Origin of the sequence: Serratia sp. JSRIV001 (genome assembly GCF_019968745.1) — a bacterium.
In the GTDB taxonomy this organism is placed as follows: Bacteria; Pseudomonadota; Gammaproteobacteria; order Enterobacterales; family Enterobacteriaceae; genus Chania; species Chania fonticola_B.
The window spans coordinates 3762314-3782932 of record NZ_CP074147.1 but is presented as its reverse complement, the minus strand read 5'-3'; the positions used below and the strand labels follow the sequence as shown (position 1 = coordinate 3782932).

Sequence of the window (20619 nt, the reverse complement as noted above, 5' to 3'; positions counted from 1 at the left end):
TTGGCTTGCACCAAGGCTGTCTGTTTAGACACAGCGTAAATAGTGCGTTACGAAATGGCATGTCACTTGACGATAATAGGCTATTTTTTCAACCGTTGCGTGGTTTATGGCACAGTGATAAGCGAAAATAGCGATGCGGGTTTGTTCGGCGCCAGCATGACCGTGAAAAAAAACGCTGCCCTGGGGCAGCGTTCTCGTCTCGTTTGTTTGGCTTTCAGGACCAGATTCAGATACTACGCCGTTAGCTGGAGCTTTTACCCAGTAACCGGCGGCCTTCACGATAACGTTTATCCCAATAGTTATCCGAAAGGCTAGAGATTGTCACACCACTGCTAGTAGAGGCATGAACGAATTTGTCGTTACCCAGATAGATGCCGACGTGGCGGCCAGTAGAACCGGCGCGGAACAGCACTAAATCGCCTGGGCGCAGTTTGGCGCGTTGGATTTGTTTGCCCATATCTTCTTGCTCATAGGTTGAGCGGGGCAGATCCATACCAAACTGTTCGCGGAAGGTACGTTGCACAAACGCCGAGCAATCAATACCGCGCTTGCTTTCACCGCCTAAACGGTAGCGGACGCCTTTCCAATCAGCATACTGGTCCATAATCTTTGACTTGACGTCAACGTTACGCACCATCGCTTCGAATTCATCCTGAGAGGCTTGCAGTAAAAGACCGTTTTTGTCATTAACTGCATGCATCTCAGTTTGTGATCTATCTAACTTCGAAGTGTTTGTTGAGCTACAGGCGGAGAGCACCAAGGCTGCCGCAATTGCAGGTAAAACCCGCAAAAAATATCTCAGAAAAGGTTGAGATTTGACCATTGTAATTGTTTTCCCTTGAAGTCCTTAACGACGCAAGTCGTTATCTGAAAAATACCAAACGGAACGAGACTAGTTGGCACTGGCAGGAAGGACAATCAGTTAGCATCGGAAATGTGCAGGAACGCACAGTTTTCGGATTTTTACTAATGAGCCAAGCTAAACCAGGCACAAACGCATCCGAGAGTACCGGAATGACGTGAGGATTGCGAGCCTTTTTCCGACATTCTTTATATGAAATTGTGATGTAACATAATGTAAATCTTCATATAAAAAACCGCGGTTTGGCGGTTATGTTGGATTGAGGTTAATTAATGGGGTAGGCATGTTAACGGTGTGGTTGTTGAGTAAACAAGATCCGGCAGGTAAATAACCGAGAGGCGCTGGCCTCCCGGCTATCATAACCCAAAGTTATGGCTGCGTTGGGCGATACTTACCAGGTAGTTTGCAGTTCAACCAGTGGATCACAACATCGCTGGCCGGTGTCATCAGCCACGAACTGGTTCCGACCATCACCACCGACAGCGAGCCGACGGCAATATCGGTAAACCAATGTGCGCCGATCATGATGCGTGGCAGGCAGAAGACCAGGGTGATCAGCAGCGCGATGGCAAATGCCGTGCGATTAAAGTAGCGCAGCATAAAGCAGGAGAAAATCATCAGCATCATGCCATGATCGCCAGGGAAGCTGTCGCTGGAGGCGTCTTTGGTTGGGATGCCGGTGAGTTCGCTGACCCGGTTGATATTGTCAAAAGTCAGGGTTGGGCTGGCGTGTTTGACCGGCAGCAGGTGGCCAAACTGGTTGAGCACCACTCCCGTTAACAACATCACGACGCCGGTAACGATCAGACGGCGGCGGCCAAAGGCATCCTGCTTGAGGTAGAAGTAAAGGTACAACAGCCCCATGGCGATGAGTGAAATGACGTCGAATATCCGATTGTTGGTGATCGCCACCATTCTCAGAAACCAGGCATCGCTGGCCAGATGTTGGTTGAAGTAGAAAAAGATTGCTGAGTCAATCTTGAACCAGAACCCGTGATCCGTGGGTAAATACCAGGAAAGAAATAGCACGATGCCCAAGACGTTGAGCATGAGGATGAAGGGTAAATTACGGCGTGTCATGGCTAACCTGTAAAAATCAAAAAAATAATGCCAACGTTAAAAGCATTAACTTAAACGAATGTTAAACAAGGCCGCTTGCAAAGCATTCCAGTTGGCCTCGTCGCTGTGGATCAATTCGATACGGCTGTCGAGCGGAGCGGTGGGGCGCGTCTCGATACTGAGATCCTGCCCTTGGCGGTTGATCAGCAAACTGCCTTCGGCAATGCGTACCACTGCCTTGGCCCGATCAACCGGTGCTAACCTGATCCATTCCATCATACCGACGGTATCGAAGACGGTTTCTCCATCAAATATCCAGCCGCAGCTGATGAATCCTTGGCCTTGATTAAGGGCGCGGCGCCAGCGGGAGTTTTCGGGCAAACGCAACGCTGCCAATCCTTGGGTCTTGGCGTGGCTATGATGATGCTGTGCGTCCGGCAATTCTGTGCAATTGGTGCGTGGCCGATCCAACAGCTTGATATCCATGCGCCCTTGCTCGATGGTAAAGACCGGCCGCTGCTGGCCATGCAGGGTTTGCCAGGTTTCCAGTGCCAGGGCATCTTGCGGCTGCCAAGTATCCATTTTATTGGCGATGATGACGTCGGCTGCGGCCAGCTGATCGCGAAAATTTTCATTTTCGCTATAGCGAGATTCGCCGAGTTGGCGGGGATCGAGCACACAGATCGTTGCCAGCAAATCGATCCACCCACCATAGGTTTCCTGGGTCAACAGCGCCAGGATCTGCTTAGGGTGACCTAATCCAGTGGGTTCAATCAGTAACCGATCGGGTTTGGCCTGTTGCAGCAACATATTCAATCCTACCTGCATAGGTAGCCCGTTAACGCAGCACATGCAGCCTCCGGGGATCTCTTTCAATACCGCACCGCTGTCGGCCAACAGGGCGCCATCGATACCAATCTCGCCAAACTCGTTGACCAGCACGGCCCAACGCTCATTTTCCGGCTTATTGGCCAACAGGTGTCGAATGGTGGTGGTTTTGCCGCTACCGAGAAAGCCGGTGATCAGATTGGTTTTTGTCATTTGGAGATTCCCGTTAGTGATGTTTTCAATGTATGCAGGTTGGCAATTATTTGCTTATTTATCGCTCTTGGCCAATTAGGAGGGGAAGATCACAAATTTAAGCATAAAAATCGCCTGTTTTTTGTGCGCTTGTTTTTCGCTAAAATGATAGGATTTTTCCCATAAAAACGTGGCATTAACAAAGTCAACTGTACCGTACCGTATTGTTTCCACGACCTTAATTCAACGATTAACCGTTAAAAAAACCGCCTATCCTTACGATTATTCCTAAAAAAGTAACCTATCTTTAAAGTGGCTTAACAAAAGTGAGGTTGCCATGAATAGCTTACGGTTAATTTTGATCGCAGGAGCGTTGTTTTCATGGATGGCAGCAAGTCATGCGGGTTCCACAGGTGGCGTTATCCACTTTGTGGGTGCCATTGTCGAAGGCCCTTGTACGGTAGATGTTAGCAACTCAACGGCGAATACCCAATGTTATCGTAACGGGCGAAACTACACAGGCACGCAAAGGCTGGCAAGTTTTGATGCCAGCAGTAAAGAACTTCCGCTGAATATCGGTACCACCGAAATGCGGTGGGTCGATCAGCAGAAAAAACTCGCAATAATGACAGTGATTTATCGTTAAGTCCTCTAGTCATGCCGAGTGGGGCTCGGCATGACTTCCCCAGATCCCGCATTTTGATTCGTTTTCTCCACACCTTTCATTGCCCAACCGACTGACCAGGATTGTGCACGGCAAGCCGTCTGCACAGCAGGCCGTTGTCAGAAAATAAATTAAGACTTTTCCGACTTGAAATCTGTATTTCGCGGCAATAAATTATGCGCCGCCAGAGAGGTGGATAGTTATCTAACTAGATGATAAATAGATAAAACCTCTCTAACTTGCGCTTAATCCAAGAACTTTTTTTCAGGTTTATATTGGCTTAATAACAAGTGAGGTGACCATGAAAAGCTTACGGTTATTTTTGATCGCAGGAATGTTGTTTTCATGGCTGGCAGCTGGTGTGGCTAATGCAGCTACCGGTGGCGTGATCCACTTCTATGGCGCCATTGTCGAAGGCCCTTGCACGGTGGAAGTCGCTGACTCAACGGCGCAAACGCAATGCTATCGCGACGGGCAAAACTACACCAGCAAACATCGGTTAGCGAGCCTACAGAGCGGTAGCAAAGCGCTGCCAATGAATCTCGGCAAGAGCGAAATCAAGTGGTTGGATCAGCAGAAAAAACTCGGAATAATGACGCTGGAATACCATTAATCCACATTCAGTCAAGTGGCCGTCATGCCTGGTAGATTGGCATGGCGGCCGGTAGGGATCAATTCAACTGGGTGGTTACCCAATCTTTTACCGTCTGGCGTGCCCCTCGATCGCGCAATGACAGATAGGCTCGGGTTACCTCCGCCACAAACGTACTATCTGCTGGCAACTGCTCGCCAAACACGCTTTTCAACGCCAGCAATGCGGTCACGCGGGGTTCTCCGTCCTGTGAGCTGCTAACGGCCTGTTGCAACGTAGCCAGCATGGGGTCGCGGATATCAATCGGTTGCCCGGCGTCATCAATCCCGCCGACATAACGCATCCAGCCCGCTACGCCAAGCGCAAGCCCCGCATGGCTGCAGCCATATTGCCGATGCCAACGGATGGACTCCAGCAGGCGCTGAGGCAACTTTTGCGTGCCATCCATAGCGATCTGCCAGGTACGGTGTTGCAGTGCCGGGTTACTGTAACGTTCGATCAACTGCTCCGCGTAGGCGGCCAGATCGATGCCAGTGACCTGCAGCGTCGGAGCCTGCTCGTTCAACATCAAATGGTGTGCGGCGCGGCGATAATTCTCATCCGCCATACAGTCAACTATGTATTGGTAACCCGCCAGATAGCCGAGGTAGGCCAGGAAGGAGTGGCTGCCGTTGAGCATCCGCAGTTTCATCTGCTCGAACGGCAGAACGTCGTCCACCAGTTGCACACCGGCATCCTCCCAGCGTGGACGGCCAGCGACAAAATTATCTTCCACCACCCATTGAATGAAGGGTTCACAGGCAATAGCGCATTCATCACGCACGCCACCCAGAGCGGCGGCGATTTCATCAAGCGTTGCTGGCGTAGCGGCTGGAACGATGCGATCGACCATGGTGCTGGGGAAGGTGACGTGTTGCGCGATCCACTCGGCCAGCTGTGGATCGCGCGCTTTGGCTAGCCCAGTCACCGCATTGCGCACCACATGCCCATTCTCTGGAATGTTGTCGCAGGACAGCACGCTAAAGGCGGGTAGATGACGTTCTCGACGCCGGCGCAGTGCTTCCACCAGGATCCCCGGCACCGTGGTGGGTTGGGCCGGATTAGCCAAATCGGCTTTGATCGCGTCGTGTTGCAGGTCTAATTGGCCGCTACCGGGTTCGATACAGTAGCCTTTCTCCGTAATGGTCATGGAGACGATCGCCACCTGTGGCTCGGCCAGCTTTTCCAGCACGGCGTCGATACCTTCCAATTTGCGATGTACGCTTTCGTGAACGGCCCCCACCACGATGGCCTGATCGCCCGCCGCGCCCTTTTCCAACACGGTGTAAAGATGATCCTGGTCGCGCAGGGTCTGGAATAGCTTATCGCCGCCGAACAGACTGATCTCGCAAATCCCCCAATCGCCGCCGTTACGGTTGAGTACTCTGTCGGTCAGCAATGCCTGGTGAGCGCGGTGAAAAGCCCCAAAGCCCAGGTGGACAATTCGGCTGCGCAGGCTCTGGCGATCGTACTGGGGCAGTTGTGTCTTGGCGGGTAACGGTGAGTTGGCGATAGTTTTCATTAATGGCTCCATGACGAGAGCAAGGGGCGGTTGATCGCTGGTATAAAGCTATCAGACCAGTTAGCCGCAGGTGTATGCCCGGCTCTCGCGTATCTGTTAACAACCGCCAGTGTAGAGCGGTAGAGAGGTGAATAAAATTGGTCGGTCCAAAATATCCCAGGATCGTGAGTTGGATCAATCAATCGACGTTTCTGTTTTGACAGCATGCCGCTAATCAGTAAGGTTAAAGATGAATGATATCTACTGCAATGTGGTATAACAGGATTGATTTGATTTTGCGATCTACCTCACCACCGATATCGCTTTAACGATGACAGAGCGACTTTTACAAGGATAAATCAATGGAACAAACATGGCGTTGGTATGGGCCGAACGATCCGGTTTCGCTGGACGATGTGCGTCAGGCTGGTGCGACTGGCGTAGTGACCGCGTTACACCATATCCCTAATGGCGAAGTGTGGCCGGTTGAACAGATCAAGGCGCGGCAGGCTCTGTTAGCGGAAAAAGGGCTGGTGTGGTCGGTGGTGGAAAGTATCCCGGTGCACGAGGAAATTAAAACCCACAGCGGCAACTATCAACGTTATATCGCCAACTATCAACAATCGCTGCGCAATCTGGCGGAATGTGGCATTGATACCGTGTGCTACAACTTTATGCCGATCCTCGACTGGACGCGTACCGATCTGGAATACCAACTGCCGGACGGTTCCAAGGCTTTACGCTTTGATCAGATCGCCTTTGCGGCCTTCGATTTGCATATCCTGTGCCGCCGTGGGGCAGAAAAAGATTACACTGATGAAGAGCTGGCCCAGGCACAAAGCTATTTCAAGGCGATGAGTGCGGCAGATATTGCCAAGCTGACCGGAAATATCATTGCCGGATTGCCTGGGGCGGAAGAGGGATACACGCTCGATCAGTTCCGTGCTCGGCTGGCGGAGTACGATCATATCAATAAGGCGCAGCTGCGCGAAAATATGGCCGTCTTCCTGCGCGCTATCGTGCCGGTAGCGGAAGAGGTGGGGGTCAGGTTGGCAGTGCATCCCGATGATCCACCGCGCCCCATCCTTGGCTTGCCGCGTATTGTTTCCACCATCGAAGATATGCAGTGGCTGAAAGAGACGGTAGATAGCATCTATAACGGCTTCACCATGTGTACGGGTTCTTACGGCGTGCGTGCGGATAACGATCTGGTGCGGATGATTGAGACCTTTGGCGATCGCATTCACTTTACCCACCTGCGTGCTACTTGCCGCGAGCAAAACCCTAAAACCTTCCACGAAGGGGCGCACTTGCAAGGGGATGTGGATATGGTTGCGGTGGTTGAAGCTATTCTGGCAGAAGAACAGCGCCGTCATAAAGCGGGCGATCTGCGGCCTATCCCAATGCGACCAGACCATGGTCACCAGATGCTGGACGATCTGAAGAAGAAAACCAATCCGGGCTATTCGGCCATCGGTCGGTTGAAAGGTTTGGCGGAGGTTCGTGGGGTTGAGCTGGCGTTAAAGCGGCGGTTTTTCCCAGAGTTACTCTAGCAAAAGCAGGGCGCACTCAGGTTGCGCCCCTACCGTTGACTAGTCTGCGCGGCTCATATAGCGGCGTTCTGCAATATGAATGCGGATTTTATCACCGCTGCTCAGGTACTCGGGTACCAGAATGGTCAAGCCGGTCGCCATGGTGGCCGGCTTGTTACGCGCACTGGCAGAAGCTCCTTTGATGCCCGGAGCGGTTTCAACAATTTCCATATCCACGGTCTGCGGCAGTTCCAACGCCAGCACCTGGCCATCCAGCGTCAGTACCTGCATACCCGGCAAACCCGCTTCAGGGATGAACAGCAGCTCATCTTCGATCTGATCTTTCTTGAAGATATAAGGGGTGTAGTCTTCATCGTCCATGAACACATACTCTTCGCCGTCAATATAGGAGAAGTTTACCTTGCGGCGGGAGAGGCTGATGGTGTCCAGAATATCATCACCTTTAAAACGCTCTTCTACCTTCAGCCCGGTACGGACGTCGGAGAAGCGCATTTTATACAGCGTGCTGGCACCACGGGCGCTTGGGCTCTGGACATCGATGTCCTTTACCAGCAGCAGTTTGCCGTTGTAATTGATCGCCATACCGCGCTTGATTTCGTTCGCTCTTGCCATTGGAATACCCTGTCGAAATGGAATTTAGGAAGTTGCGACAAGTTACTCGCGCCGTGCTTTTCAGGCAAGTGCCGCGCGCAAAAAGAGTGGGGAAAAAGGGCGGCCGTAGCCGCCCTGAGGCTTATTTAAACACTGGCAGCAAATCTAATAGCGTTAGCACGTGGGCCACGGCGTTAATCGCCCCAAACAGGATGATGAACAGGATCATGCCTTGACCGCCGGGAGCACGGTAGCTCGCCTGTGGGAAACGGCGGCGGCTGGCGCGTGCCATCATCGCAGGGACGATCACCGCCCAAATGGTGGCGGCCAGGCCAGCAAAGCCGATGGCGTACAGGAAACCGTTCGGGAACAGTAACGCGGCTAACGTTGGCGGCACGAAGGTCACCAGTGCCGATTTGGTGCGGCCTGCCTGGTTATCCTTGAACTTGAAGAAGTCGGCGAGAAAATCAAACAGCCCCAGCGACACCCCCAGGAATGAACTGGCCAGCGCCATATAAGAGAAGGCATTCAGCAGTTGGCCTACCGCATAGCTACTGGAAACGTTACCCATCTGCTTGAGCAGGCTGCCGATGTTGCCCCCTTCGGCGATCACCTGTTTGAAGGCATCACGAGCGATATTGCCCTGGATCACATACTGCCACAGGATATAGATCGCCAGCGCCAGCAAGGTACCGTATACCAGGCTGCGCACCACGGCACCGCTGTCTTTCTGATAATACTTCACCAGGCCGGGCACGTTGCCGTGGTAGCCGAACGAGGTCAGCAGGTAAGGCAATGCCGCCAGCGCATAGGGCAGGTAGTTGGCGTCGCTACCACCCTGGTTGAACAACACGGCGGGTTGCACGTGGGTGAACATATCACCGACGGACAACACAAAGGTGATCACCATACCGCCAATCAGAATGGTGCTCAGGCGATCCACGGCGCGGGTGGATAACCAGACGATAAAGGCCACAACGATGGCAAACACCAATCCGGACAGGGTTTGGTTGGCGCCAAAAACGCCTTCCAGCGTATGGGCGATGATCGAACCGCCCGCCGAGATATAGGCATAGGTCAGAATATAGAGTACGAAGGTGATCGACAGGCTGTTAAGGGTATTCCAGCCTTTGCCGAGAAGATCTTTGACCACGGTGTGGAAGCTGGCGCCCGCCGGATAATTCATGGTGGCTTCCAGGATCATCAGCCCGGAGATCAGCATACAGAACCAGGTATAAATCAGCAGCGCCACGGAGCCGCTGAACCACACGCCAGAAGTTACGATAGGAATGGAGAACATACCAGCACCTACGGCGGTGCCGGCAATGATCATCGCGCCACCGAGTACGGAAGGGCGGGAAAGCTTCTGGATGGTGTCCGCAGACATTATTGCTCCTGGTTGGCCGTTGGCCTTGAGTTCTTTTGTACTAGCTCAATGGTACGTGCGCGATGTGTGCATGTAAAGCGGATATTTGGAGGGATTGGTGCAATCTTCAGCGGTTAGGAGCGTTATTTTGGTGGTTTTTTTGCTCATACAGCCCTCTCTAACAGGGCGGGGCTGCAATGGCGTTGTGGTCAGGTGCAGAAATCTGTCTGTTCGCACTCACGAAGGGTTAGAACTGTGCTGTAGTCAGGTGCCGAAGTCTATCAGTGTCACGTTAAAATATTCCCTAAGCGAGATGGAGTTATTGCGGTGCCGAGGCCAGTTACTGACGTTAAGTTGTAGCACATTCAGTCCCCTCTCCCTGCGGGAGAGGGTTAGGGTGAGGGGCGTCACTTTACGTATTGTGATGTATTTCTTTGTCTAATTGGCGGGTATTGCGGGAAATGCCACTCATCTACAAAGTGATAAATCTTTCACATAAGTCGTTGGTGACATCCAGGAAATTTTATCGCACGTGAAATAGCCAACATGTATGAGTTTGTAGTTCACATAAAGAGATACAGGAAAACTAAAAATTAATGATGTGAACGCTATCATGATTAAATACTTGCTGATTATTATGTTATATTTAGGTTCTCTGTCAAAAATAAAGAAAAAAACAGAGCAAGAAAAAGTATAGAGTATCAAAGGCGTTGCAAAAAAGCAGATGAATACAGATGCTGAAAATGTTATTTCATCCTCCATCAATATCAATGAAATAGCGTAACTGTAAATCAATAGCGATAGACATATGAATATTGCCAGTAATGCTGATGCCCCTAATATTTTCCAGTATCTGTTTTTCACAAGACTATGCTTATCTTATGGTAGGTTTCACTGGCAAAGTGATAGGTTCGTGACATAAGTTGTAGGTGACTGCCATGATATCCTGTCACATGTTAAATAACCGGTATGCTTTAGTTTATAATCAACATATAAAGCAATGGGTAAGCTGATAACAAATGAGGTAAACATTAGATAAACCAAATATCGAGTAATTCCTTTGTCATATTTTGGGCGCTTATTGAAAATAAAAAAGTATATGCCGCTAAGCATTGCATATAATAGTAGTGGGCAGGTAAGGAAACCGATAACAACAGATGCGGAAAAGGTTATTTCATCCTCCATGAATACTAACGCTAAAACATACTGGCAGACTAATAATGTCACAAGTGAAAACACAATTAAGAGTGTTGTTGACAGTAATATTTTAACGTATTTATTATTCACATCCATTTACTCAATCCATTGTTCGTTCTGCGCTGCCATGCTCCATTAAGGTTAGATTCTAGCACTATTAGTAAGATTTATGAATGAGTATAACTTAGCCTTGGCTTCTGTTATTGTCTCAACCACATAATCAGCCCCCCATAGGATCGCAGATGGACTGCCGTGCCGACTGTGGTGCCTGCTGTATCGCACCTTCGATTTCCAGCCCGATCCCTGGTATGCCCAACGGCAAACCGGCCAATACCCGCTGTATCCATCTGGACCCGCAACTGCGCTGTGGGATATTTCATTCGCCGCTGCGGCCCAAAGTCTGTGGCAGCCTGCAGGCCAGCCGTGAGATGTGCCACGACCGCCGTGATGAGGCGCTGATCTATCTTGCCAAGTTGGAGGCGGATACCGCCCCTTGAACGTCCTTCAGCCGCCACATACACAGTACGGCACCCAGTACCATCGCCAACGCAAAGTAAAATACCGCGTGATAACTCCACATTTCAGCCACGACCCCGGCGATCGAACCGGCAATAATCCATCCTACGCGGGTGGTATTGGTAAACAGCGTGGTGGCCGCTCCGGCCTGGCCGGGCATCAAATCCTGGAAATAGAGCATACCAATTCCCGCCAACACCCCGATAAACAGCGCGTTCAGCAGTTGCAGGGCGATCAGTTGCCAAGTGCCAGTTATTAACAGTAGCCCAGCATAGAACAGCACCCCGGCAATCACCGCACAGCGCATCAGGAAACGCTTGCCAAAGCGTTGGGCCACCATGCCTGCGAGCAACATGGTCGGGATTTCCAGCCCGGCAGCGGTACCCATCAGTATTCCCGTCAGTTTTTCCGGTAACTGTAGCTCCCGCACCATGTACAGCGGCATATTGATCAAATACATGCTGTTGGCCGTCCACATTAAGGTGCAGGCCACAAACAGCAATAACGTATCGCGGCGGTTCTGGCGGGGGGCTTCCAACGTCGCCCCGCTGGTACTCTGCACTTTTGGCATGGAGGGCAACATCTTCCATACCAGCGCTCCGCAGAGAATAAAGGCGGCGGCGGCGGCCAGATACATCACCTTAAAACCAAACCCCAAGGCTAGCGCAAAGGCGATCGGCGGGCCAATCACCCAGGCCAGCGAAACCTGAGCGCGCAGGATAGAACTGAACATCACCGTTCCCCGGCCGGTGTGCTCGGCATGTTCCCGTGCCAGGGCAAACATCTGTGGGTTGGCGGTCGAGCCGAAGCTGCTTAGCAGCACGCCGACGAACAGCAGCAGGTAATAGTTACGGTTCCAGGCGAACAGTGCACAAGCCAAGGCACCTAACATACAGCAGAGAAAGATCAGTGATTTGCGATCGCCCCTCTTGTCTGAGCGGCTGGCCAGAAACTGGCTGACCAAAATGCCGATCACCGCGCTGCCGGTAAAGAACAGCCCGACCATCGTTGGCCGTACGTTCACTTCGGTGGAGAGGAACAGACTCAGCGTGGGCGTCTGTAAGGCACCGGCAATCCCGGTGAGAAAAGCCACGACCAGAAATGCCAACGAAGTTAAATCGGGCAAGCGTCGTGTCGCCGCAGTGGAAGTACGCATAAGCTGAATGACTAGCCAAAGAGAAGGGAGACGCGCGCATAATACGCTCGTTTAAAAAAAACAAAAACCTGTTTCAATCAAGGAATGGGTAAATAGATTGTCTCTGTCGGCAGGAAAAGCGCAGGGCGATGTCACCATCACCCTGCGCTGGTGGCGAGCGGTTATGCGCCAGCAGGAACGTCGTGCGCGGTATTCTTCAGCACTTCGCCCTGATATTTCTCAATTTCCAGCTGTGCCATCTGGCCGCAGTTGCCCTGTGCCAGGTTGGATGAGCCAATATCGAAAGTCAGGCAGTTGACGTTGCCGTTCTTACAGATCGACCCCGGCGTTGACGGATCGGCCGGATCGTACCAAGCACCTTCGCTGATCCGCACCGCACCTGGGCGCACGTCTTCACTGACAATGGCACCAACCAGGATCTGCCCACGGTCGTTAAACGCCCGCACCAAATCGCCGTTAGTGATGTTGCGCGACTTGGCATCTTCTGGATGGATCAAGATCGCTTCACGGTCGGCCACCGCATACTTCTTACGCAGCGGCGTGTTGTCGAGCTGTGAGTGAAGGCGGTTGGTCGGGTGCGCGGTATTCAGTGACAGCGGGTATTTGGCTGCCTCTGGGCCACGGTACCATTCATGCGGCGGCATCCAGGTCGGGATACCTTTGCAATCCAGATACTCCATCTTCGAGATGGCATCGGAATAGATCTCAATCTTGCCGGATGGAGTCCCCAATGGATTAAGCAGCGGGTTTTCACGGTAATCGGCGAAACGTACCCACTGTTTGTTTTCCTGCGGGATCGGGAAACGAATGTAGTTGTTCGACGCCCAGAACATGTCAAACGGCGGCAGGGCAACGCGGGCGGCGCGGGCCTGCAACTTCATGTCGTCGTACATGCCTTTCAGCCACTGGGTTTCGTCTTTGCCTTCGGTAAAGGCATCCAGCACGCCAAGCTTGGCGGCCAGAGCGGCGAAGATATCGAAGTCGTTGCGTGACTCATGCTGCGGCGGCACGCACTGATGCATCGGGAAGACATACAGCTGCGAGTAGTCGCCGCCCATCTCCAGATCGTTACGCTCATAGCTGGTGGTCGCAGGCAGCACGATATCCGCATGCTTGGCGGTGGCTGTCCAGTACGGTTCGTTAACCACGATGGTTTCCGGCCGCTGCCAGGCTTTGACCAGATTGTTGGTGTCCTGATGCTGGTGGAAGGTATTACCACCGGCCACGTACACCATCTTCACGTCTGGGTAGGTGACATCGGTCCCATTGAAGTGAATGGTCTTGCCTGGGTTGGTCAGGCATTCGGCAATACGTGCCACCGGGATCGGCGTTGGTGAGTTTTTCGGTGCATTCCCCGCAGAGATACCGGAGAGGATGCCGCCTTTGGCCGTTGGGCTACCGCCGGAAGAGTAGTGATAGCTAAAGCCAAAGCCGCCGCCCGGCAGGCCGATCTGGCCAAGCATGGCCGCCACGGTCACCAGCAACCAGTGCTGCTGCTCACCGTGATGCTGACGCTGGATCCCCCAGCCGCCCATGATCATGGTGCGCTGTTTTGCCATATCGCGCGCCAACTGGCGCAGCACTTCGGCATCGACGCCGCTGATATCGGCAGCCCACTCGGCAGTTTTTGGCGTACCGTCGGTTTCACCCAGCAGATAGGCCTGGAACTTGTCGAAGCCCACGGTGTAGGTTTTCAGGAAGTCCGGGTTATGCAGCTTTTCGGTCAACAGGGTGTGGGCGATACCGATCAGCATCGCGCTGTCGGTGTACGGACGCGGAGCGATCCACTGTGCGCCGACATATTTGGCACTGTCACTGTGCACCGGATCGATGCTGATGATGCGGGTGCCTTTCTTCTTCAGCGCCTCAAAGCCGGTCTGGCCGACGTGGTCTGGCACGTTCCAGCTGTTTTTCAGCGTAACCATCGGGTTACAGCCCCACAGGATCACCAGTTGGCTGTTGTCGATGACGTTTGGCCAGGCAGTTTGCTGTTCGTAAACCTCCATTGACCCCATCACGTGCGACATGATCACCTGTGCAGCACCGGTAGAATAGTCACCGGCATAGCCAAGGAAGCCGCCGCTCAGGTTCATCAGGCGTTGCAGCAGGGTACGGCTGTTGTGCAGCATGCCCACGCTTTTCCAGCCGTAAGAACCGGCATAAATTGACTGAGGGCCGTGATCTTTTTGCAAACGGATGATTTCGTTACCGACCAGATCGATAGCCTTATCCCAACTGACGCGCACCCATTCATCGTTGCCGCGCAGCTCGGTACGGCTGCCAGGGCCGCCTTCCAACCAGCTTTTACGTACCATTGGATACTTGATACGGTTTTCCGCATGGACCTGGTGGGGGGCCATGGTGATCAGATCGTTCGGGTAAGGGTCGTCTTTGACCGGCAACACGCCGACCATTTTTCCGTCTTGCACGATGGCTTCAAATGCGCCCCAGTGCGCACCGGTCAGGATGCCCTTCTGCGCCTGGCGTAGGGCCACGAACTGTGGCAATGCCTGGCTGATGGCTTCCGCCAATGCTGATTTAGGCCACAGACCCGCAAACAGAGGCACGGCGGCCAGGGCGCTGGCACCGGCCAGGAAACGACGGCGGCTCATGGCCAATGGTTGTTGTTGGTACTTGCTCATTTCGCTTCTCCCTTAACTTTTGGCCGGTGTGGCAGGTTGCATATCGCTGGCATGTTTCTGAACGTACTGCGTCAGAACGCGCAGTTGTTCTTGCGACAGCGAGGTGCGAGGAGCCATACCTTTAATCACGCCGATCCACTGGTTGGCGTTGAAGCGATCAAGGGCGGTCAGGCCGTGGCAGCCGGTACAGTTGGCGGACATCATATCGGCGGTGTAACGCCAGATTTTCTGCTGATCGTCGATCAGTTGCTTACGTGGCAACCAGACCTGCAGAGACACCTGATGCCAGACCAGGCCGGTTTCGGCATCGGTCATGGTGCTGCCGGTTTTCAGCAGTTTACGCGCGTCTTCGCCCAGCAGAACGCTGAGGATACGTTTACCTTGTGCGGCGTAGAAGACTTCACTGACGCCATCCTGTTGCCAGCCGCTAACGTCTACCAGCACCTTGTCACCTTCCTGTTTCACGACGTGAACTTCGGTTGAAGGCATCAGGTTACCGGCATTATGCGTATCGTCGGCTTTCAGGAAGAACGGTTCGGTAGCGATGGTAAACAGCGTGGTTGCTGTTGGTGAGGTTTCCGCCGCGGCTTTTGCCAGTTCGGCAGCGCCGGCCTGTGCGGCACCGCTCATATCCGGCAGGATATGCGCTACGCCCTTATGGCAGTCGATACAGGTTTCACCTTGCTTGATGGCTACCGGGTGCTGAATACGGGCTTCAGGACGCTGGGCGGTGATATCCATGGCATCGAAGCTATGGCAAGAACGACAAGTGGCTGAATCGTTTTCTTTCAACGTTTTCCAGACCGATTGTGCCATGGCCAGCTTATGGGCTTCGTATTTTTCCGGGGTGTCGATTTTGCCGGTCATTTCGCCGTAAATGTCTTTCACCGCACGGATCTTGGTCCACAGGTAATCGAGTGGCTCATGAGGGACGTGGCAATCGGCACATTCAGCGCGGATCCCCTTGGCGTTCTGGAAGTGGACACTGCCTTGATATTCGGCCAGAGGTTGTTGCATGGTGTGGCAGGAGACACAGAAGGCGGTATCACTGGTTTTATGGAAGACCGTTGCGGTCCCTGCCAGCAGTGCGGCACCGAGAACAATCCCGATCACCAAAATCCATAGCCATCCCCACCGGCGTCGCTTTTCAAAGCCAGCTTGTTTTTTGCTCATATTGAACCCACTTATAGTTATGAAATACCAAGGAAAAACTTGCCAAAAAGGTTTCGACACCAGGTCAAAAACACCTGAATTAGTATAGGTATTTTCGCAAAAGAAACCTAATACCTTAGGGGTATTTACAGCGAAAAGTAGAGTGATTGAGCAATAAAGTAGCGTTATGTTCTAATTTATATAATGCTCTGCTTTAGATGAACAGAGGAGAACCAGAGGGAATAACGTCACAGTATAGGCAGATATACCTGCTGGCTCAGCCATAGGTGGATCGCCGTTCTGCTCGCTTCAAAGTGGGGCTCCGGCAGGTCGTGCGGGGAACACCAGCGCCATTCGGCACATTTTTCCGGCTCTTTCAGCTCGGCTTCTCCTCCTGGATGCTGAACCAGCATACAGATCGACACCGTATGTTTTCCCTCTGCCCGCCAGGTTTGCAGATTATTGCTGACGCCAATAAAGGTTGGCGGAGCTATCTGCAACCCGGTCTCTTCGGCAATTTCGCGTTGGGCGCACTGTTCAAAGGTTTCCCCCGCGTCCAGATGCCCCCCAGGGATCGACCAAAAAGGGGCATGGGTGCTGCAGCGTTTCCCCAGCAGGATTTGCCCTTGAGCGTTAACGATTATGACCCCGATACCGGTGGCAACCATGTTGTTATCTTCCTTCAGCACTGTTTCAGCACAGTATGCCATTTTCCCCCGTGGAGGGGGGTTTTAGCCAGAAAAGTGTGCGTAAGGTCAAAAAACTATCACGCGGAGATCGAGAAAACTTGCTTTCGGTGATAGCTGCTCACACACTCATTGAAACGTTTCAGCGTCATCGATGGCCTGGTTAGGCGATGGGTAGCGCTCCTTTTTCTTAACTTGGCTGAAACGATTCAATTCAGCAGGAGAGGAGAACCATGTTCCAGTTGTCACAGCAAGATATTCACCTGGGAGCTGCCGCTAGCGGCAAACAGGAAGCCATCCGGCAGGTAGCGGCAGCGCTTACCTCCGCCGGATGCGTCAGCGCCGCCTATGTTGACGGCATGCTGCAGCGCGAGCTGCAAACCTCTACTTATCTGGGCAACGGCATCGCCATTCCACATGGCACTACAGATACCCGCGATCTGGTGCTGAACACCGGTGTTCAGGTATTCCAGTTTCCACAGGGTATCGAGTGGGGCGAAGGCCAGACGGCCTATGTGGTGATCGGTATTGCCGCGCGTTCCGATGAACACCTGGCGCTACTGCGTCAGCTCACGCACGTGCTCAGTGATGACAGCGTCGCCGAACAGCTGGCAAAAACGACTTCAGCTGAAGAACTGCGCAGTTTGCTGATGGGCGAGAAACTGGCGGCTGAATTCAAGTTTGATGCCTCATTGATTGCTCTTGATGTGGCCGCTGATTCGCTGATGACGCTGCAAGCGTTGAACGCGGGCCGTCTGCAAAAAATCGGTGCGGTTAACTCCCAGTTTGTCAGCGATGTGATCACCCGCAAGCCGCTGAATCTGGGGCAGGGGATCTGGTTGAGCGACAGCACTGAAGGCAACCTGACTAGCGCCGCCACCGTCAGCCGCCCGGCACAGGCGTTTGATGAAGAGGGCGAAAAGGTCGCGCTGTTACTGACCGTCGCCGTCGCCGATCAACAGCCGCTGACGGTGCTGAACTATTTAAGCGATCTGTTAGTGAACCAAAAAGCTGAACGCTTGCTGAACGCCGATGCGGTGGGCGTGCTGGCGTTACTGACCAGCGAAGTTGCTGAAGAGAGCGCGGTGCTGAGTGCGGAATACGTGGTGCGCAACGAGCATGGCCTGCATGCCCGCCCAGGCACTGCGCTGGTCAACGTAATCAAACAGTTCTCCAGTGAAATTACCGTTACCAATCTCGACGGCAGCGGTAAACCGGCTAACGGCCGTAGCCTGATGAAGGTTGTGGCACTGGGCGTGAAAAAAGGTCATCACCTGCGCTTTACCGCCAGTGGTGACGATGCTGAAGCAGCGCTGAAAGCCATCGGCGAAGCCATCAGTGAAGGTCTTGGCGAGGGTGCAGCATGAGCAGAAGAGTAGCCACCATAACCCTGAATCCGGCTTACGATCTGGTGGGCTTTTGCCCGGAGATCGAACGGGGTGAGGTTAACCTGGTAAGAACCGCCGGTCTCCATGCGGCAGGTAAAGGGATCAACGTTGCCAAGGTACTGAAAGACTTGGGTATCGACGTCACCGTTGGCGGTTTCCTTGGTAAAGATAACCAGGATGGTTTCCAACTGCTGTTCAGCGATTTGGGCATTGCCAACCGTTTCCAGGTGGTCCCTGGGCGTACACGTATCAACGTTAAGCTGACGGAAAAAGACGGTGAAGTGACCGATTTCAACTTCTCCGGTTTTGAAGTGACGCCCCAGGATTGGGAACGCTTTGTGGTGGATTCCCTGAGTTGGCTGGGCCAGTTCGACATGGTAGCGGTCAGCGGTAGCTTGCCTGCCGGGGTTGCTCCGGAAGCCTTCACCGAGTGGATGACCCGCCTGCGTGCGCAGTGTCCGTGCATCATTTTTGACAGCAGCCGTGAAGCGCTGGTGGCTGGGCTGAAAGCCTCGCCGTGGTTGGTAAAACCTAACCGTCGTGAACTGGAAATCTGGGCAGGCAAACCCCTGCCGAAGTTGGAAGATGTAGTGGAAGCCGCTCACGCCCTGCGTGAACAGGGCATTGCCCACGTGGTGATCTCACTGGGTGCTGAAGGCGCGCTGTGGGTTAACGCCTCCGGCGCCTGGATCGCCAAACCGCCAGCCTGTGAGGTGGTCAGCACCGTGGGGGCTGGTGATTCCATGGTCGGCGGCCTGATTTACGGCCTGCTGATGCGTGAATCCAGCGAGCATACCTTGCGCTTGGCCACTGCCGTGGCTGCCCTGGCGGTGAGCCAGAGCAACGTTGGCATCACCGATCGCCCGCAGTTGGCCGCGATGATGGCGCGCGTCGATCTGAAACCCTTTAATTAATCGCAGGAGTCAGAATGAAAACGCTGCTGATGATAGACAGTTCGCTCGGGCAGGCTCGTAGCCACCTGGCGAAACGCATGCTTGAGGCCGCTGCGGCCAAAACCGGCCTGACGCTGGTTAATACGGCCAATGAGGCTGAACTGGTGGTGGTAGCGGGTGTTGCTGCACCTGCTGACGCTGAGCTGAACGGCAAACAGGTTTATATCGGTGATGTGGAACACGCGGTGCGTGAACCAGAAGCCTTCCTGGCCACGGCACAGGCGCAAGCCAAACCGTATCAGGCTCCGGCCCAGACGGTAGCACCGGCAAAATCCGCCGGTCCGAAACGCATTGTTGCCGTTACCGCTTGCCCGACCGGCGTTGCGCATACCTTTATGGCGGCCGAAGCCATCGAGAGCGAAGCCAAGAAACGTGGCTGGTGGGTGAAGGTTGAAACCCGCGGTTCCGTCGGTGCCGGGAATGCGATCACCCCAGAAGAAGTGGCGGCGGCCGATCTGGTGATTGTCGCGGCAGATATCGAAGTGGATCTGGACAAGTTTGCCGGAAAGCCGATGTACCGCACCTCGACCGGTTTGGCGTTGAAGAAAACCGCGCAGGAGCTGGATAAGGCACAGGTAGAAGCCGAGATTTTCCAACCGCAAAAAAGTGGCAGCACCGCGAGCTCAGGCAAGAAGAAAGAGAGCGCAGGGCCTTATCGCCACCTGCTGACCGGCGTGTCTTACATGCTGCCGATGGTGGTGGCGGGCGGTCTGTGTATTGCGCTGTCGTTCGTGTTTGGTATCAAGGCGTTTGAAGTCAAAGGGACGCTGGCTGCGGCGCTGATGCAGATCGGTGGTGGTTCGGCCTTTGCGCTGATGGTGCCGGTTCTGGCGGGCTACATCGCGTTCTCCATTGCGGATCGTCCTGGCCTGACGCCGGGCCTGATCGGCGGTATGTTGGCAGTTAGCACCGGTGCGGGTTTCCTTGGCGGTATCATTGCCGGTTTCCTGGCGGGTTACGTGGCCAAGGCCATCAGCGGTAAGTTGCGTTTGCCACCGAGTATGGAAGCGCTCAAGCCGATCCTGATTATTCCGCTGGTTGCCAGCCTGATCACCGGTTTGATCATGATTTACGTAGTGGGCACACCCGTTGCCAAAATCATGGTTGGCCTGACCAACTGGTTGCAATCGCTGGGCACCGCCAACGCGGTACTGCTGGGCGCAATCCTCGGTGCAATGATGTGTACCGATATGGGTGGTCCGGTTAACAAGGCGGCCTATGCCTTTGGTGTAGCGCTGTTGAGTTCTTCGGTCTACGCACCTATGGCAGCGATTATGGCGGCAGGTATGGTGCCACCGCTGGCGATGGGGCTGGCGACCATTCTGGCTCGTCGCAAGTTCGAGAAGTCCGAGCAGGAAGGGGGCAAGGCCGCGTTGGTGTTGGGCCTGTGTTTTATCACTGAAGGGGCAATTCCGTTTGCTGCCCGTGACCCAATGCGCGTTCTGCCGTGCTGTATCGCAGGTGGAGCCCTGACAGGTGCACTGTCGATGGCCTTCGGTGCAAAACTGATGGCACCACACGGTGGGCTGTTCGTGCTGTTGATCCCTGGTGCTATCTCGCCGGTGCTGCTGTATCTGCTGGCGATTGTGGCGGGTACCCTGCTGGCGGGCGTGGCCTATGCGGTCCTTAAACGTTCTGAAGCGCCGGTAGCCACGGTGGCATAACGGCAACCACGCAATAAA

The 20619-nt window shown here is 53.7% G+C and carries 19 protein-coding genes; 7 read left to right on the top strand and 12 right to left on the bottom strand.

All coding sequences use genetic code 11. From position 1 onward, the window contains the following. Positions 1–241 precede the first annotated feature (241 nt). From mepS to KGP17_RS17535, 3 genes are all read right to left on the bottom strand, one after another. Complete coding sequence (mepS, locus tag KGP17_RS17545) at positions 242–823, bottom strand: bifunctional murein DD-endopeptidase/murein LD-carboxypeptidase (RefSeq protein ID WP_024528047.1); 582 nt, start codon at positions 821–823, stop codon at positions 242–244. A gap of 408 nt (positions 824–1231) precedes the next feature. Further along, a complete protein-coding gene (locus tag KGP17_RS17540) occupies positions 1232–1942 on the bottom strand; it encodes a phosphatase PAP2 family protein (RefSeq protein WP_223498053.1) in 711 nt (236 codons plus the stop codon). Positions 1943–1987: 45 nt separating this feature from the next. Continuing rightward, the gene (locus KGP17_RS17535) at positions 1988–2962 is read right to left on the bottom strand and encodes a GTP-binding protein (RefSeq protein WP_021805866.1); all 975 of its coding nucleotides are present in this window, start codon (positions 2960–2962) and stop codon (positions 1988–1990) included. A 316-nt stretch (positions 2963–3278) separates the two neighbouring features. Between KGP17_RS17535 and KGP17_RS17530 the strand changes: the two genes are divergently transcribed. Together KGP17_RS17530 and KGP17_RS17525 are read left to right on the top strand one after the other, a co-directional pair. Continuing rightward, positions 3279–3587 (top strand): fimbrial protein, encoded by a 309-nt coding sequence (locus tag KGP17_RS17530; protein ID WP_037375456.1) that lies wholly within the window; start codon positions 3279–3281, stop codon positions 3585–3587. Between the two features lie 319 nt (positions 3588–3906). Then, positions 3907–4218, top strand: coding sequence for a type 1 fimbrial protein (locus KGP17_RS17525; RefSeq protein WP_094983245.1), 312 nt, complete (start codon positions 3907–3909; stop codon positions 4216–4218). 58 nt (positions 4219–4276) lie between these two features. Here the strand turns inward: KGP17_RS17525 and KGP17_RS17520 are convergent, their stop codons facing one another. Further along, the gene (locus KGP17_RS17520; RefSeq protein ID WP_223498052.1) at positions 4277–5758 is read right to left on the bottom strand and encodes a mannitol dehydrogenase family protein; all 1482 of its coding nucleotides are present in this window, start codon (positions 5756–5758) and stop codon (positions 4277–4279) included. 341 nt (positions 5759–6099) lie between these two features. On the opposite strand from KGP17_RS17520, the gene uxuA reads away from it, so the two are divergent. Further along, positions 6100–7290, top strand: coding sequence for a mannonate dehydratase (gene uxuA, locus KGP17_RS17515; RefSeq protein ID WP_218519143.1), 1191 nt, complete (start codon positions 6100–6102; stop codon positions 7288–7290). Positions 7291–7329: 39 nt separating this feature from the next. Here the strand turns inward: uxuA and yeiP are convergent, their stop codons facing one another. The 4 genes from yeiP to KGP17_RS17495 all read right to left on the bottom strand — a co-directional run bounded on the left by yeiP (position 7330) and on the right by KGP17_RS17495 (position 10432). After that, on the bottom strand, positions 7330–7902 hold the full coding sequence (gene yeiP / locus KGP17_RS17510; RefSeq protein ID WP_021805861.1) for an elongation factor P-like protein YeiP: 573 nt from the start codon (positions 7900–7902) through the stop codon (positions 7330–7332). Between the two features lie 121 nt (positions 7903–8023). Next, positions 8024–9268, bottom strand: coding sequence for a tryptophan permease (gene mtr, locus KGP17_RS17505; RefSeq protein WP_021805860.1), 1245 nt, complete (start codon positions 9266–9268; stop codon positions 8024–8026). A gap of 447 nt (positions 9269–9715) precedes the next feature. After that, complete coding sequence (locus KGP17_RS17500) at positions 9716–10009, bottom strand: DUF1240 domain-containing protein (RefSeq protein WP_371822209.1); 294 nt, start codon at positions 10007–10009, stop codon at positions 9716–9718. Positions 10010–10138: 129 nt separating this feature from the next. Next, positions 10139–10432, bottom strand: a complete 294-nt coding sequence (locus KGP17_RS17495) for a DUF1240 domain-containing protein (protein ID WP_223499681.1) — start codon at positions 10430–10432, stop codon at positions 10139–10141. Positions 10433–10686: 254 nt separating this feature from the next. On the opposite strand from KGP17_RS17495, the gene KGP17_RS17490 reads away from it, so the two are divergent. Continuing rightward, the gene (locus KGP17_RS17490; protein ID WP_021805859.1) at positions 10687–10941 is read left to right on the top strand and encodes a YkgJ family cysteine cluster protein; all 255 of its coding nucleotides are present in this window, start codon (positions 10687–10689) and stop codon (positions 10939–10941) included. Here the strand turns inward: KGP17_RS17490 and KGP17_RS17485 are convergent. The 4 genes from KGP17_RS17485 to KGP17_RS17470 form a co-directional block, all read right to left on the bottom strand. Beyond that, a complete protein-coding gene (locus KGP17_RS17485; protein ID WP_218519144.1) occupies positions 10905–12116 on the bottom strand; it encodes a sugar efflux transporter in 1212 nt (403 codons plus the stop codon). The two genes, KGP17_RS17490 and KGP17_RS17485, sit on opposite strands and share 37 nt — an antisense overlap. Positions 12117–12277: 161 nt before the next feature. Further along, complete coding sequence (gene torA, locus KGP17_RS17480; protein ID WP_179253675.1) at positions 12278–14758, bottom strand: trimethylamine-N-oxide reductase TorA; 2481 nt, start codon at positions 14756–14758, stop codon at positions 12278–12280. 12 nt (positions 14759–14770) lie between these two features. Beyond that, positions 14771–15931, bottom strand: a complete 1161-nt coding sequence (locus KGP17_RS17475) for a NapC/NirT family cytochrome c (RefSeq protein WP_021805856.1) — start codon at positions 15929–15931, stop codon at positions 14771–14773. 227 nt (positions 15932–16158) lie between these two features. Beyond that, positions 16159–16620 carry an NUDIX domain-containing protein gene (locus KGP17_RS17470; RefSeq protein ID WP_024528058.1) on the bottom strand — a complete coding sequence of 154 codons (462 nt, stop codon included), beginning with the start codon at positions 16618–16620 and terminating at the stop codon, positions 16159–16161. Between the two features lie 209 nt (positions 16621–16829). Here KGP17_RS17470 and fruB point away from each other — a divergent pair, with 209 nt between their 5' ends. Genes fruB through fruA form a run of 3 tightly spaced genes read left to right on the top strand, consistent with a single transcriptional unit; the run spans position 16830 to position 20601 of the window. After that, entirely contained in the window at positions 16830–17963 is a 1134-nt protein-coding gene (fruB, locus tag KGP17_RS17465) for a fused PTS fructose transporter subunit IIA/HPr protein (RefSeq protein WP_223498050.1), read from the top strand. Next, positions 17960–18898, top strand: coding sequence for a 1-phosphofructokinase (fruK, locus tag KGP17_RS17460; RefSeq protein WP_021805853.1), 939 nt, complete (start codon positions 17960–17962; stop codon positions 18896–18898). The genes fruB and fruK overlap by 4 nt, the downstream gene beginning before the upstream one ends. Positions 18899–18912: 14 nt before the next feature. Further along, entirely contained in the window at positions 18913–20601 is a 1689-nt protein-coding gene (fruA, locus tag KGP17_RS17455) for a PTS fructose transporter subunit IIBC (protein ID WP_021805852.1), read from the top strand. Positions 20602–20619 lie beyond the last annotated feature (18 nt).